Annotated in this window: 13 protein-coding genes; 5 read left to right on the top strand and 8 right to left on the bottom strand. The window is 65.5% G+C overall.

The window, feature by feature from the left end:
- Positions 1-22: 22 nt before the first annotated feature.
- The 3 genes from P0R31_RS28295 to topA are packed head-to-tail and all read right to left on the bottom strand — an operon-like array spanning position 23 to position 5570.
- Positions 23-463: a DUF983 domain-containing protein gene (locus P0R31_RS28295; protein WP_275517676.1), complete on the bottom strand. Its 441-nt coding sequence runs from the start codon at positions 461-463 to the stop codon at positions 23-25.
- The gene (rnr, locus tag P0R31_RS28290; protein ID WP_275517675.1) at positions 457-2805 is read right to left on the bottom strand and encodes a ribonuclease R; all 2349 of its coding nucleotides are present in this window, start codon (positions 2803-2805) and stop codon (positions 457-459) included. The genes P0R31_RS28295 and rnr overlap by 7 nt, the downstream gene beginning before the upstream one ends.
- Before the next feature lie 20 nt (positions 2806-2825).
- Positions 2826-5570, bottom strand: coding sequence for a type I DNA topoisomerase (gene topA / locus P0R31_RS28285; protein ID WP_275517673.1), 2745 nt, complete (start codon positions 5568-5570; stop codon positions 2826-2828).
- Between the two features lie 324 nt (positions 5571-5894).
- Between topA and P0R31_RS28280 the strand changes: the two genes are divergently transcribed.
- Positions 5895-6038 carry a hypothetical protein gene (locus P0R31_RS28280; protein ID WP_225150133.1) on the top strand — a complete coding sequence of 48 codons (144 nt, stop codon included), beginning with the start codon at positions 5895-5897 and terminating at the stop codon, positions 6036-6038.
- A 157-nt stretch (positions 6039-6195) separates the two neighbouring features.
- Here the strand turns inward: P0R31_RS28280 and P0R31_RS28275 are convergent, their stop codons facing one another.
- A complete protein-coding gene (locus P0R31_RS28275) occupies positions 6196-6663 on the bottom strand; it encodes a winged helix-turn-helix transcriptional regulator (RefSeq protein ID WP_225170975.1) in 468 nt (155 codons plus the stop codon).
- A 122-nt stretch (positions 6664-6785) separates the two neighbouring features.
- Here P0R31_RS28275 and P0R31_RS28270 point away from each other — a divergent pair, with 122 nt between their 5' ends.
- Positions 6786-7559: an SDR family oxidoreductase gene (locus P0R31_RS28270; RefSeq protein WP_275517671.1), complete on the top strand. Its 774-nt coding sequence runs from the start codon at positions 6786-6788 to the stop codon at positions 7557-7559.
- Between the two features lie 67 nt (positions 7560-7626).
- On the opposite strand, the gene P0R31_RS28265 is transcribed toward P0R31_RS28270, so the two are convergent.
- Entirely contained in the window at positions 7627-8235 is a 609-nt protein-coding gene (locus P0R31_RS28265; protein WP_275517669.1) for an FMN-dependent NADH-azoreductase, read from the bottom strand.
- A gap of 83 nt (positions 8236-8318) precedes the next feature.
- Here P0R31_RS28265 and P0R31_RS28260 point away from each other — a divergent pair, with 83 nt between their 5' ends.
- Complete coding sequence (locus P0R31_RS28260) at positions 8319-8759, top strand: winged helix-turn-helix transcriptional regulator (protein WP_275517668.1); 441 nt, start codon at positions 8319-8321, stop codon at positions 8757-8759.
- Positions 8760-8897: 138 nt separating this feature from the next.
- Here the strand turns inward: P0R31_RS28260 and dprA are convergent, their stop codons facing one another.
- Together dprA and P0R31_RS28250 are read right to left on the bottom strand one after the other, a co-directional pair.
- A complete protein-coding gene (gene dprA / locus P0R31_RS28255; RefSeq protein ID WP_275517666.1) occupies positions 8898-10040 on the bottom strand; it encodes a DNA-processing protein DprA in 1143 nt (380 codons plus the stop codon).
- A gap of 79 nt (positions 10041-10119) precedes the next feature.
- Positions 10120-10821, bottom strand: a complete 702-nt coding sequence (locus P0R31_RS28250; protein WP_275517665.1) for a hypothetical protein — start codon at positions 10819-10821, stop codon at positions 10120-10122.
- A gap of 289 nt (positions 10822-11110) precedes the next feature.
- Between P0R31_RS28250 and P0R31_RS28245 the strand changes: the two genes are divergently transcribed.
- A complete protein-coding gene (locus tag P0R31_RS28245; protein ID WP_128265312.1) occupies positions 11111-11392 on the top strand; it encodes a DUF6959 family protein in 282 nt (93 codons plus the stop codon).
- An 8-nt stretch (positions 11393-11400) separates the two neighbouring features.
- On the top strand, positions 11401-12645 hold the full coding sequence (locus tag P0R31_RS28240; RefSeq protein ID WP_275517664.1) for an amidase: 1245 nt from the start codon (positions 11401-11403) through the stop codon (positions 12643-12645).
- Here the strand turns inward: P0R31_RS28240 and P0R31_RS28235 are convergent.
- Positions 12637-13836, bottom strand: a complete 1200-nt coding sequence (locus tag P0R31_RS28235; protein ID WP_275517663.1) for a patatin-like phospholipase family protein — start codon at positions 13834-13836, stop codon at positions 12637-12639. The genes P0R31_RS28240 and P0R31_RS28235 overlap by 9 nt on opposite strands.
- Positions 13837-14058 lie beyond the last annotated feature (222 nt).

Raw genomic sequence — 14058 nt, 5'->3', positions numbered from 1 at the left:
CCCGAACTGTTCTTTTACGTGCTTACACAGGCGGAATACCATCGGGAGGGTTGTCGTCAAACCCGTGCATGCGCAGAGCCCATTGCAAGCCGACCACAGCTCCCTTCACGGGCTGCAGCAGCGCGAGCGAGGCGACGAAGGTGAAGGGCAGATAGGCCGCGAAGCTGAGCCAGACCGGGGTCGAGTAATTGGTCTCGATCCAGAGGATGGCCGGCACCACGATGTGGCCGACGATGACGATGACGAGATAGGCCGGCAGATCGTCGGCGCGATGCGGCGTGAAGTCGAGGCCGCATCTGGCGCAATGATCGGCGGTCTTCAGGAAGGCGCGGAACAGCTTGCCGTCGCCGCAGCGCGGGCAGCGGCCGCGGAATCCGCGCTTCATTGCCGACCAGACGTCGCGCTTCTCGACGAGGCCGCTCTCGCGCGTCCAGACCTTCGGGGCCGTCCTCATCGTCACCACGCCTTGCCCTTCTTGCCCTTACCCTTGTTCTTTCCTTTCGCCTTCTTCCCCTTGCCGGACTTTTGCTTCTCCGGCTTGCGTTTTCGCTCCGGGCTGCGTCCGGGATGCGGCTTGGACGATTTGCGCTGCGGACGGAGCGGCCTGCGCTGGCGCGGGCCGCTGTCGCTCTCCGACGACAGCAGCTCGAAGCGCAGCGCACCCGCGATCGGAGCGGCCTCGATCAGGCGGACGTCGACGACGTCGCCGAGCTGGTACATGGTGCCGCTGCGTGTGCCGACGAGTGCATGGCGGCCCTCGTCATAGTTGAAATATTCCGTGCCGAGGGATCGGATCGGGATCAAGCCGTCAGCGCCGGTCTCGGAGAGCTTCACGAACAGGCCGGCGCGGGTGACGCCGGAAACGCGGCCCTGGAAGCTGGCGCCGATGCGATCGGCGAGGTGATGGGCGATCAGGCGATCGACGGTCTCGCGCTCCGCCTTCATGGCGCGCCGCTCGGTCAGCGAGATATGCGCGGCGACTTCGCTCAAGCTTTCCGGCGTCTCGCTATCGGGCAGGGCGCCTTCGCCAAGGCCAAGCGCACGGACCAGCGCGCGGTGCACGACGAGGTCGGCATAGCGGCGGATCGGCGAGGTGAAATGCGCATAGCGCCGCAGGTTCAGGCCGAAGTGACCGTAATTCTCCGAGGAATATTCGGCCTGCGCCTGCGCGCGCAGCACCACCTCGCTCACCAGCGGGTAATAGTCGTGGCCTTCAAGCTGAGCCAGCACGCGGTTGAACGTGGTCGGACGGAGCGCGCCGGACTTGGCGAAGGGAACGTCCAGCGTCTCCAGGAATTCCGCGAGCGCGTGAACCTTCTCCAAGGTCGGCTCGTCGTGCACGCGGTAGATCAGCGGCAGCGATTTCTTCTCCAATGTCTCCGCTGCGGCGACGTTGGCGAGGATCATGAACTCCTCGATCAGCTTGTGCGCATCGAGACGCTCGGGGACCACGACGCGGTCCACGGTGCCGTCGCTCTTCAGGAGGATCTTGCGCTCGGGCAGATCGAGATTGAGCGGATCGCGCTCGTCACGCGCGCGCTTGGCGCAGGCATAGGCGGCATAGAGCGGCCTCAGGATCGGATCGAGCAGGGGGCCGGTGGTGTCGTCAGGCCGGCCGTCGATCGCGGCCTGCGCCTGCGCGTAAGCGAGCTTGGCGGCCGAACGCATCAGGATGCGATGAAAACTGTGCGAGCGCTTGCGGCCGTCGGATCCGAGCACCATGCGCACCGCCAGCGCGCCGCGCGGCTCGCCGGGAACCAGCGAGCAGAGATTGTTGGAGATGCGCTCGGGCAGCATCGGCACGACGCGGTCGGGGAAATAGACCGAGTTGCCGCGATCGAGCGCGTCGCGGTCGAGCGCCGTGCCCGGCCGCACGTAGAAGCTGACATCGGCGATGGCGACGTTGACGATGAAGCCGCCCTTGTTGTTGGGATCCGGATCGGGCTCGGCATGCACGGCGTCGTCGTGATCCTTGGCATCGGGCGGATCGATGGTGATGAGCGGGACGTCGCGCCAATCCTCGCGGCCCTTCAGATTGGCCGGCTCCGCCGCTTCCGCCTCGCGCTCCGCGGCGGAGGAGAATTGCAGCGGGATGTCGTGGGCGTAGATCGCGATCAGGCTGATCGCCTTTTCCGACTTGACCGAGCCGAGCTTCTCTTTCACCCGGCCGGAGGCGAGGCCAAAGCCGCGGGTGCGGACGATGTCGACGCTGACGAGGTCGCCATCCTCAGCGCCGCCGGCGTCGGCCTTGGCGATGTTCAATTCGCGGTCGGCGAACTTCTTGTCGACGGGAACGAGCCGGCCGCCGCCCTCGGGCAGGCTGCGGAAGACGCCGAGGATGCGGCTCTTGGCCTTGTCGATGACCTTGATGATGCGGCCGCGATAGGCGGGACCTTGGTCGTCATCGCTGCGCTCGACGCGCAGCAGCGCGCGGTCGCCGATGCCGGCGGCGGTGCCGGGCCTCGGCCGGCGCGGCATCTCGATGAGGATCTTTGGCGGCTCGCCGTTTTCGACCTCGTCCCATTCGGCGGGGCAGGCGATCAATTCGCCATCGGAGTCGCGGCCGGTGATGTCGGCCAGCAGCGTCGGCGGCAGCGCGTCCGGCTCGGAGACCTTGTGGCGCTTCTTCTTGATGATGCCGTCGTCGGCGAGCTCGCGCAGCATGCGCCTGAGCTCGGCGCGATCGGCGTTCTTCAGGCCGAACTCGCGCGCGATGTCGCGAGTCCCGATCTTTCCTGGATTGGCCTTGATGAAGGCGACGATGGCTTGCCTGTCGGGAAAGCCACGGTCTGTCTTTGGTTTCACTTAACCTCTAATTCTTGATCTCAGGTCTTGCCGGCACTCTTCTTGGCCGGAGCCTTGGTGGCGGCTGCCTTGGTCGGCGACGTCTTTGCGGTCGACGGCACGGCGGCGCGCGCCTTGCTGGTGGATTCGGATTTGGATTTGGCCGCGGCTTTCTTCGCAGCCGGCTTCTTCGGCTTCGGTGCGGCGTCCTCGCCGTCCGCAGCCTTCTCTGACGCTTTCTTGGCCTTGGCCGGCTTCGCCGCCTTCTTGGGCTTGCCGCCGCCCTTGGCGGCGCGCTCGTCGATCAGCGCGATCGCCTGCGGCAGCGTGATGGTGTCCTTCTCGAACTCGGCCGGGATGGTCGCGTTGACGCCGCCGGCGGTGACATAGGCGCCGTAACGGCCGCTCTTCACGGTGACGGTGCCGAGTGTCGGATGATCGCCAAGCGCCTTGCCGGGATCGGCGCCGAAGCGACGGCTCGGGCCCTTGGCAACCTTCTCCGCGATCAGCGTCACCGCACGATTGAGGCCGATGTCGAACACCTCGTCGCCGGCCTCTAAGCTCGCATAGGTCTTCTCGTGCTTCACGAACGGTCCGAAGCGGCCGAGGCCCGCGGTGATCGGCTGGCCGGTCTCCGGATGCTTGCCGATCTCGCGCGGCAGCGACAGCAGCTTCAGCGCAAGCTCGAGATCGACGTCGCCGGGCGAGGTGCCCTTCGGAATGCCGGCGCGCTTGGGCTTCTCGCCTTCCTCATAATCCTTCTGCTCGCCGAGCTGGATGTAGGGGCCGAAGCGGCCGGCCTTGACCCAGACATCGCGACCCGTGTCGGGATCCTGGCCGAGCGAACGGTCAGCAGTCGCCTCGCCATCGGCGGCGAGCTGACGGGTGTAGCGGCATTCCGGATAGTTCGAGCAGCCGACGAAGGCGCCGAACTTGCCGGCCTTGAGGTTCAGCCGGCCGGTGCCGCAGTTCGGGCACTGCCTGATATCGCCGCCATCGGCGCGGGGCGGATAGATGTGCTGGCCCAGCATGTCGTCGAGCACGTCGAGCACCTGGGCGACCCGCAGCTCCTTGATGTCGTCGACGGCGCCGATGAAGCCGGTCCAAAAGTCCTTCAGAACCTGCTGCCAGGAGATCTCGTTGTTGGAGATGCGGTCGAGTTGCTCTTCGAGGCTCGCCGTAAAGTCGTACTCGACATAGCGGGCAAAGAAGCTTTCGAGGAAGGCGACCACGACGCGGCCCTTGTCCTCGCCGTGCAGACGCTTCTTCTCCAGCTTGACGTAGCCGCGGTCCTTCAGAACCTGGAGGATCGAGGCATAGGTCGAGGGCCGGCCGATGCCGAGCTCTTCCATGCGCTTGACGAGAGATGCTTCCGAGAAACGCGGCGGCGGCTCGGTGAAATGCTGGGTGACGGACAGGCTCTGCCGTTTCACGGCCTCGCCCTGGCTCATCGCGGGCAGGCGGCGGGAATCCTCGTCCTCCTCGTCGTCGCGGCCTTCCTGGTAGAGCGCGAGGAAGCCGTCGAACTTGACGACCTGGCCGGTGGCGCGCAGCTCCAGCGTACGGGAGCCTGCCTTCGCCGTGATGTCGACGGTGGTCCGCTCGAGCTCGGCGGATTCCATCTGGCTCGCGATGGTGCGCTTCCAGATCAGCTCATACAGCTTGGCCTGATCGGCATCGAGCTTGCGGCTCATGCTGTCGGGGCGGCGCGAGAGGTCGGTCGGGCGGATCGCTTCGTGCGCTTCCTGGGCGTTCTTGGCCTTGGCCTGGTATTGGCGCGGGCTATCCGGCACGTAGGCGTTGCCGTAATCCTCGCCGATCACCTTGCGCGCCTGGGTGATCGCCTCGGGGGCGATCTGCACGCCGTCGGTACGCATATAAGTAATGAGTCCGGTGGTCTCGCCACCGATGTCGATGCCCTCATAAAGACGCTGGGCGATGCGCATCGTATGCGCCGGCGCAAAGCCGTATTTGCGGCTGGCTTCCTGCTGCAGCGTCGAGGTGGTGAAGGGCGCCTGCGGATTGCGACGGGCCGGCTTGGCGTCGACCGCGGTGACCGCGTAAGTCGCCAGTTCCAGCGCCTTCTTGAAGTCTTCGGCTTCCGCGCCGGTGCCGATGTCGAGGCGTTGGATCTTCTTGCCGTCGGCGCCGACGAGGCGCGCCTCGAAGGCATCGCCCCGCGGGGTGAGCAGGGTCGCGATCAGCGACCAGTATTCGCGGGCTACGAACTTCTCGATCTCGAGCTCGCGGTCGCAGACGAGGCGCAGCGCCACCGACTGCACGCGGCCGGCCGAGCGGGCGCCCGGCAGCTTGCGCCACAGCACGGGGGAGAGGGTGAAGCCGACCAGATAGTCGAGCGCACGGCGCGCCATGTAGGCGTCGACCAGGGCGCCGTCGATCTCGCGCGGATGCTTCATCGCCTCCGAGACGGCCTGCTTGGTGATGGCGTTGAACACCACGCGCTCGATCTTCTGATCCTTCAGCGCGCGCTTCTCCTTCATCACCTCCAACACGTGCCAGGAGATGGCTTCGCCCTCGCGATCGGGGTCGGTGGCGAGAATCAGGCGGTCGGCGCCCTTCAGCGACTTCGCGATATCGTTGAGCCGGCCGGCCGCCTTGGGGTCGACCTCCCAGATCATCTTGAAATTGGCGTCGGGATCGACGGAACCGTTCTTCGCCGGGAGATCGCGGACATGGCCGAACGAGGCCAGAACCTCATAGGACGAGCCCAGATATTTGTTGATCGTCTTGGCTTTCGCCGGCGACTCCACGATGACGATATTCATTTAGTTCCAGTGGCTTACGGGAAAATCTTGGGCCGAAAGCGAAAGGATTCGGGTCGGCCGTTTCGACCCGAACATGGGTGGTGAGCGGGCCCCTGTCAAATCGTGGGGTGTTGAAAGTCGCCGCAATGGGAAAAGTTTCATATCGAAAAAGTTGCAGAATACCACCTTGGAGTTGCGGTTGATGTGGGCGTAATGTCCTGTCGGGGCATGGATTCGGGTGGGGTACTGGTGACCAGGCCAGGAAAAAAACGGGCGCGCGCCGGATCCGGCGCGCCGGGGGGCACGCGTCACGAGGAACCGGGGGAGGGCGGTGCGGATGAGGCCGTGGCCTTCATCGCCGAGCAAACCGGCGCTCTGCGCAAGCTGGCCGAGCGCCACAAGCTGGACGTGCTGCATTATCTCTTAGGCATGACCAAGCTCGAGGCCGACGAGCACCTGCGGCTACGGACCAAGCGCAAGCTGTCGTGAGAGCGGGCTCCCCGGTGATCGTGAGAGACTTGAGCGCCGCTCTCTCCCCGTCATTGCGAGTGTAGCGAAGCAATCCAGAGTCTTGCCGCGGTGGGATTCTGGATTGCTTCGTCGCAAGCGCTCCTCGCAATGACGTCGTGGGGGCAGTGCGCCACAATCACGCCGACCGACGTCGCGACGACGGTCGTGGCTTCAGCGTGGTCTCCGCCGGCGTGAGCAGGCGGCCATCCTCGGCGCGCATTTCCAGCTTCTTCACCGGACGGCCCTTCTCGCGATCGACCAGCATCGTCGCAATCTCCTCGGGGCGGTCGTCGAACTCCTCGCTCCATTGCCGCAAGGCGACCAGGATCGGGAAGGTGCCGCGGCCTTTCGGCGTCAGCACATATTCCTGATAGGCGCTCCCGTCGGAGGCGGGGGCGGTTTCCAGAATGCCGTGGTCGACCAGCGATCGCAGCCGCGCCGCCAGGATGTTCTTGGCCATGCCCAGCTTGTTCTGAAACTCGCCGAAGCGGCGGACGCCGAACAGCGCCTCGCGGATGATCAGGAGCGACCACCAGTCGCCGAGCGCCTCCAGCGACCGCGCGATCGGGCAGGCATCGCCCTCGAAGCTCGTCCGTTTCACCATTCTCGTTCGTCCTGTCGCATTCGCACGGCGCGAGCGCCGATCACACGCTTGTGTGGTTGCATCATAAAACCAAATGGCCTAGATGGCAATCTAGTTTCATCATGCAACTAATGGAGGCGAGCGTGAGACTTCGAGGAAAGACAGCCCTGATCACCGGCGGCAATAGCGGCATCGGGCTGGCAACGGCAAAACTGTTCGTGGCCGAGGGCGCCAAGGTGGTGATCACGGGGCGCAACAAGGAGACGCTGGCAGCGGCTGCGAAAGAGCTCGGGCCCAGCGCGCTCGCGCTGCCAGCGGACGCGACGGACATCGCGGCGACGGAAGCTGCGATCAAACAGGGCGCGGAAAAGTTCGGCAAGTTCGATATCGTGTTCGCCAATGCCGGCATCGCCGGCGGCACACCGCTGGGATCGGCGACGCCAGAGGTGTTCGAGAAGGTGATCAGCACCAATTTGACCGGCGTGTTCTTCACCGTTCAATCCGCGCTGCCCCATCTCAACGACAACGCCTCGATCATCCTCAACGGCTCGGTGATTTCGGTGCTCGGCATTCCCGGCTACTCGGCCTATGGCGCAGCAAAGGCCGGCGTGCGGGCGATGGCGCGGATCATGGCGTCGGAGTTGTCGCCGCGCGGCATCCGCGTCAACGTCGTGGCGCCGGGTGCGACCCGCACCCCGATCTGGGGGCCTGCAACGGCGACGCCGGAAGCCGAGAAGGAGTTCGAAAGGCGGATTGCGCTTTCGACGCCGCTCGGCCGCCTCGGTGAAACCGATCACGTGGCGAAGACGGTGCTGTTCCTCGCCTCCGATGATTCCGCGCATGTGCAGGGGCAGGAGATCTTCGTCGACGGCGGCGCGGTGGCCTCGCCGAGCGGCGCGCCGATCTATCGCGGCTGATCAGATCAAGCGAACCAGCTCGGGCGCAACATTCGCGTTGCGCCCGACGCGTTCGCCGCGGCGAGGGTTAGGCCGCGCGCAGGCTTGTTGCCGATTGGAGCGCGCCGGCGATCGCCTTCTCGCGGTGCTCCGGCCCGAGTTGGATGCCGTCGGCCGGGATGAATTCGAGGTTGGTGATTCCCATGAAGCCGAACACCCAGCGCAGATAAGTTTCGAGATGCTCGCCGGCCGCGTAGGGCGTCTCTGCGCCGTAGTGGCCGCCGCGCGAGATGGCCACGATCACGCGCTTGCCGCCGGCGAGTCCCTCGGGCCCGGCCGCGCCATATTTGAAGGTTTTCCCCGCCACCAGGATGCGATCAATCCAGGCCTTGAGCTGGCTCGGAATGGTGAAATTGTACATGGGCGCACCGATCACGACGATGTCGGCGGCCAGGAACTCCTCCAGTGCCGCCGCGCTTGCGGCAAGGTCTGGTCCGAGCTCCGCCGGCGCGGCGGCGCCTTGCGCGGCGGCGAGGTGCGAGCCGGAGAGATGGGCTAGCGGCGTCTCGGTCAGATCGCGGTAGGCGACTTGAAGTGAGGGCGTCGCCTGCCGGAGCCGATCGACGATGGCGGCGGAAACCTGCCGGCTGACGGAGTGGGGGCCGAGCACGCTGGAGTCGATGTGGAGGAGTTTCATGTGAGGTCACCCTGGTATAAGTTTGTTACCAGCGCTACATGTGTGACTATCGAAATCCCCGCAAGAACGCACTTTTTTGAGCCATGGGCACATCATTGAAACCTGCGCACACCGAATTGCCCGCTCCGCCGCGGCCAAGTCCGAGGCCGGATCCAAGGCCGATGCCGGACCCCAACCATGCAGACTGCCGCGGGGTCGCCTCCGTGCTGTCCCGCGTCGGCGACAAATGGAGCGTGTTCGTCATCATGATGCTGAGCGACGGGCCAAAGCGCTTCAACGAGCTCAAGCGCATGATCAACGGCATCTCGCAGCGGATGCTCACCTTGACGCTGCGCGGCCTCGAGCGCGACGGCCTCGTCACGCGCACGATCTTTCCGACCATCCCGCCGCGGGTGGACTATGAGCTGACCGAGCTCGGTCGCGGACTGCAACAGCCGGTGAAAGCGCTGGGAGAATGGGCCATCGCGCATCTGGAGCAGATCGAGGCGGCACGAACGCGGTTCGACCAGCGCAAGGAAGGTTAGCGTACGGCCTCCATTTCGTCATTCCGGGGCCCGAGCGGAGCGAGGGAGCCCGGAATCCATTTGGCGGCAGAGCGAGCGGATGGATGGATTCCGGGCTCGCGACTTCGCCGCGCCCCGGAATGACAACTGGGGACGACGCTAAACCAGCGACACCAATCCGCCGCCGTGACGTTCGAGCTTGCCGGCGAGCTCGAGCTCCAGCAGCACGGTGCGCACGATCGCGGGCGAGGCGCCGGACATCCGCACGAGGTCGTCGATTGAGATCGGCGCCGGGCCGAGCAGGGCGGTGATCTGGTCGCGATCATGGCTTTGCGGATCGCTCTCGAACGGCTCGCTGTCGGGCTCGCCCGCCGGGTGCATCAGCGGCCGCTCCATGATCGGCTGAACCGCATTGATGATGTCGGCGGCTTCGGTGACGAGCGTCGCGCCCTGCTTGATCAGGTCGTTGGTGCCGGCGGCGCGCGGATCGAGCGGCGAGCCCGGGACGGCGAACACCTCGCGGCCCTGTTCGGCCGCCATGCGTGCCGTGATCAGCGAGCCCGAGCGGTGCGCCGCCTCGACCACGACGACCCCGAGCGAGGCGCCCGAAATCAGCCGGTTGCGACGGGGAAAGTCGCGGGCGCGCGGCTCGTGGCCGAGCGGCATTTCGGAGATCGCCGCACCCGCGTGGTCGAGGATCGCGGCGAGCAGGTCGCCATGCTCGGGCGGATAGATGCAGTCGTGGCCGCCGGCGAGCACGGCGATCGTGCCGCTCTCGACGCTGGTGCGATGCGCGGCCTGGTCGACGCCGCGGGCGAGCCCGGAGATGACCACGAAGCCGGCTTCGCCGAGCTCGCGCGCGAGCTGGCCGGCGAATTTAAGTCCGGCGCCGGAGGCGTTGCGCGAGCCGACGATCGCGATCATCGGCCGCATCAGGGATTTGGTGTCGCCGCGCACCGCGAGCAGCGGCGGCGCATCGTCGATCATCGCCAGCCGCGCCGGATAGCCGTCCTCGCCGGGCGCGCGCCAGGCGATGCCGAACTTGCGGCTCGCGGCGAGCTCGGCCTTTGCTTCATCCGCACTGCAGATGCGCCCCGATCGCGCCGCGCCGCCGCGGCGGGCGAGATCGGGCAGCCGCTCCAGCGCGGCGCGCGGGCTGCCGAAATGATCGACCAGCGAGCGGAAGGTGCGCGGCCCGACATTGTCGGAACGGATCAGCCGCAGGCTGTCGATCCGCTCCAGCTCGGTCAGGTCCACGCTCGGATTGATGGCGTCCACGGCGTCTCCTTGTAGCCGCACCATGGAACAACCTGAGGGAGTGGGCAACCTGCCTGTGCGCATATTCAGCGTTGGAATTGGAGCGGTTGGCGCTGGAAAAGGTCTAGGACCGCGGCGGCCAGAGCTTCTCTACGGCGGCCTTGCTCGTCATAAAATCCGTCCACGCGTTGGTTCGCGCATTTGGTATCTCTCCAACAATCAGGGGATGAGTGACGTGAATGAATACGGCGGGCACTGTCGTTTGAATTGAGTAACTGTCAGTGATGGCGTGATTTTGCCAAAAGATCGGCGGCACTAACTCGTATAGGTCTGATCTCGGCTTTCTCGCCCATATCGGTAATGCGCCATCAAAGGCGTACTGCCTTATCTCTTTTACGGTCTTATAGAATCGATCCGCCTCAGGGCTCGGCTGTACGACTTGGCGCCATCCATTCCAATCACCGGAGTAAGCTCGCCATAGAGCATCTGCGAGCGATAGGTCGCGCGCCCATGATGGGTCTATTTGCGGAGGAGCTTCGTCGGTCAACGGCTTTGGAGCGTGGCCGCTCTGACCGAACAGCTCGGCTTTCGCATGAGCCTTGGCAAATGAATAGATTAGCCAAGTGAGCGCTATGGCGGCGACAACAGGGAAGCCTACTGACCCGAATTTCTCCAGCATTTCGGCCACGGTGTGGCCCATGATGCGCTCAAGCTGATGCTTGATCCAGTCTTCGAAAAGGATGCTCCAAATAGCATGGAATAGCAGCGTGAGACCGAGACTGCCCCCCACCAGTAACAACGGTAAATTGTCGGATTTCCGCGCCACCCCAATCTCCCCAGATACAGCAGCCTCGATATGCCAGCTTCTGAATGTGCGGAGTTTTTTGATTCTAGAGCCACCATCACACCCTTGTGTTGCCTGCGGCAGCCGATCAGCCGCAGGCGGTCGATCCGCTCAGCCTCGGTCGGCTCCACGCTTCTGTTGATGGCGTCCACGGCGTCTCGTTGCAGCGACAGCATGGAACAATCTGAGGGCGCAGGGAAGGGGGTGGACCCGGTAGCGACGCGCTAATAAATGGATAGTGACCAAGCGGATTGATGTTTGAGGCATTGGAATGCGTGTCGTACCGGTCGAGATTTTCGCCGACACCACGAACGCGGCGGTGATGCGTCACCCGGAACGGCATTTTCCCGGCATGCTGATCCAGGGCGATACCCTCCACTCGCTCTGTTGCATGGCAGACGATGCCTGTTCGGCCCTCGACCGGTCGTCGGAAGCGTACCAGAATGCCAACGAGCTCAGAAACCGGCTTTGGTCATACCTCAATCACTACAAGGCCGTGCTGGATGAGCACGGCCTGCCTCTGCCCTTCAGCGACCGCGGCACCTTTACTTAGGAATACCCATGATCTCACTCGCCGACCTCCAGCGCCGCATCGAAGCGGGGGAGCTTTCGCCCGAGACTGCAATCGCGCAATCGCATGCGGCGATCGAGGCCAGGGAGAAGGACGTTCAGGCTTTCGTCCGGCACGACAAATCCGCGAGGGCGCAAGCCTCGGGCCCGCTGCGCGGCATTGCCGTCGGCATCAAGGACATCATCGACACCGCTGACATGCCGACCGAGATGGGCTCGGAGATCTATCGCGGCTGGCAGCCGCGCGCTGACGCACCCGTCGTGATGATGCTGAAGCGGGCGGGGGCCACCATCATCGGCAAGACCACGACCACAGCATTCGCTTCGCGCGATCCCACACCGACGCGCAATCCGCACAATACAGGTCATTCGCCCGGCGGCTCGTCCTCGGGATCGGCGGCGGCCGTCGGCGCCGGCATGATCCCGCTGGCGCTGGGTACTCAGACCGGCGGCTCGGTGATCCGGCCGGCGGCCTATTGCGGAACGGCGGCGATCAAGCCGTCGTTCCGGATGCTGCCGACGGTTGGCGTCAAGTGCTATTCATGGGCGCTCGACACGGTCGGCCTGTTCGGCGCCCGGGCGGAGGATCTTGCGCGCGGTCTCCTGGCGATGACCGGGCGAACGGAGTTCTCCGGCATCACCCCGGCGAAGTCGCCGCGCATCGGCGTGGTCAGGCAGGAATTCGCAGGCGCCGTCGAGCCGGCCGCCGAAGAGGGGCTGCAGGCTGCGATCAAGGCGGCGATGCGCGCCGGTGCCAAGGTGCAGACCATCGATCTGCCCGAGGCGGTGCAGGAGGCCTGGCGCATCCACCCGATCATCCAGGATTATGAAGCGCATCGCGCGCTCGCCTGGGAGTTTTCGGAACGTCACGACGAGATCGCGCCGATGCTGCGCGCCAGTCTCGATGCGACGGTCGGGCTGACGCCGAAAGACTATGACGAGGCACGCCGTATCAGCCGTCGCGGCCGCCGCGAGCTCGGCGAACTCTTCGAAGGCGTCGACGTGCTGCTGACCTATTCAGCGCCCGGCACCGCGCCGGCCAAGGAGCTCGCGACCACCGGCGATCCCCGCTACAACCGGCTGTGGACGCTGATGGGCAATCCTTGCGTCAACGTGCCGGTGCTCAAGGTCGGTGGCCTGCCTGTCGGCGTGCAGGTGATCGCACGCTTCGGCAACGATCCGCTGGCGCTCGCGGCGGCTTGGTTCCTGGAGGACGCGCTGGCGAAATCAGGCTAACGCGTGCTCGGTAGGAGCAGGGGCCTGAGCGGGCGCTGAGGGCGCTGCGCCGGCTCCCGCGCCTTGCCCGAGCCATTGCTCGGCGGCTGCGCGGCCGCTCCGGTGCAGCAGGCGAATGAAGCCGCGGCCGAGATCGGTGGATGAGCGCTGCGCCAGGCCGTCAACGGAGTCTTCCGCCACGATCCTGGTGAGCCGCAGCGGAGATGCCATGTGCGACTGCGCCCATTCGATCGCGGCGATCTCGGCCTTGAGCGCAGCGTTGGCCGCGATCTGGTCGAGCCGGCGGTCGATCGCGGCGAGCGTGATCGGCACGTAGCTGTCGCGCGCCGGCGTGACCTGGACCAGCAGCAGATCCGTTGCCGCCCTGTCCTGCACCAGGCGCAGCAGCGGCGGATTGCCGCCGAAGCCGCCGTCCCAATAGGCCTCGCCGTCGATCTCGACCGCACAATGGACCAGCGGAGGGCAGGTCGAGGCCAGCGCGACGTCGGCGGTGATGGCCTCGTTGCCAAAAATCTGCTGCTGCCCGTCGCGGATCCGCGTCGCCGCGATCAGCAGTTTTGGGCACCGCGCACGGCGCAGGACGGAAAAATTGATGTCGCGGGAGACCGCCTGCCGCAGCGGATCGAGGTCGAACGGATCGAACTGCCCGGAGCGCAGGGTCGGGCCGAACGCGACCGAGCTTCCCGCCGGCGAAAAGCCGCCGATCAGCATCAGTAAGCGGAACGAGGCCTCGTGCATCAGCCGGACCCAGAACCGGTTCAGCCTGGAACGGGCGCCTTCGCGGCCCCCTTCGGCCAGGCCGCAAGCGAGCAGCAGCGCATTGATGGCGCCGGCGCTGGCGCCGCTGACGGTGTCAATCTCGATGGACGTCTCTTCGAGCAGGCGCTCCAGCACGCCCCAGGTGAAGGCCGCAAAACTGCCGCCGCCCTGCAGCGCCAGCGAAAGCTTTCGCGGCGGCCATTGGTCGGAACGCGCCCGCGCGGGCGCGGCCGGTGCAGCCTTGGCAACGGCGACATCGAGCGGAGCGTCAGGCTTGACTGCGGGCTCCGGCTGCGGCGCTGGCCGTGCAGCAGGCGCGGGCAGCGGCGCATCGGACCAGATATTGGTCGCCGAGAGCAGCCGGCTTGCTGCAGTGCCGGAAGCACCGAGCGAGCCGATCCCGTCATTCACGCCGACAATCTTCTCGCTCATTCTGAGCAACCGCCTAACGCCGTTTCCCGTGTCAGGATGACAGGCATGGAACCCGTTCGCTACAGCCTGCGATGACTCGTACGGCAATTGCGAACAGGATTTGGCATATAATGCGGCAGGGGTGCGACGGTATCCGTACTTCTTCCCCTTTCAGATTCTTGTTGACGCGTCTTCTTGACGCGAACCGGCATCCATTTCGCCCCAAAGCGCTCTAAAGCGCGA

Origin of the sequence: Bradyrhizobium yuanmingense, from assembly GCF_029167105.1 — a bacterium.
In the GTDB taxonomy this organism is placed as follows: Bacteria; Pseudomonadota; Alphaproteobacteria; order Rhizobiales; family Xanthobacteraceae; genus Bradyrhizobium; species Bradyrhizobium yuanmingense_A.
Note: the sequence above shows the minus strand (reverse complement) of the source record. Positions and strands in the feature narration are given on the sequence as shown.

Bases quoted from the DNA above. Each gene is read 5' to 3' on its own strand.
- P0R31_RS28265 (WP_275517669.1), bottom strand. From the start codon at position 8,235: ATGAAACTCCTCCACATCGACTCCAGCGTGCTCGGCCCCCACTCCGTC.
- P0R31_RS28235 (WP_275517663.1), bottom strand. From the start codon at position 13,836: ATGAGCGAGAAGATTGTCGGCGTGAATGACGGGATCGGCTCGCTCGGT.
- topA (WP_275517673.1), bottom strand. From the start codon at position 5,570: ATGAATATCGTCATCGTGGAGTCGCCGGCGAAAGCCAAGACGATCAAC.
- dprA (WP_275517666.1), bottom strand. From the start codon at position 10,040: ATGGTGCGGCTACAAGGAGACGCCGTGGACGCCATCAATCCGAGCGTG.
- P0R31_RS28245 (WP_128265312.1), top strand. From the start codon at position 11,111: ATGCGTGTCGTACCGGTCGAGATTTTCGCCGACACCACGAACGCGGCG.
- P0R31_RS28275 (WP_225170975.1), bottom strand. From the start codon at position 6,663: ATGGTGAAACGGACGAGCTTCGAGGGCGATGCCTGCCCGATCGCGCGG.
- P0R31_RS28260 (WP_275517668.1), top strand. From the start codon at position 8,319: ATGGGCACATCATTGAAACCTGCGCACACCGAATTGCCCGCTCCGCCG.
- P0R31_RS28240 (WP_275517664.1), top strand. From the start codon at position 11,401: ATGATCTCACTCGCCGACCTCCAGCGCCGCATCGAAGCGGGGGAGCTT.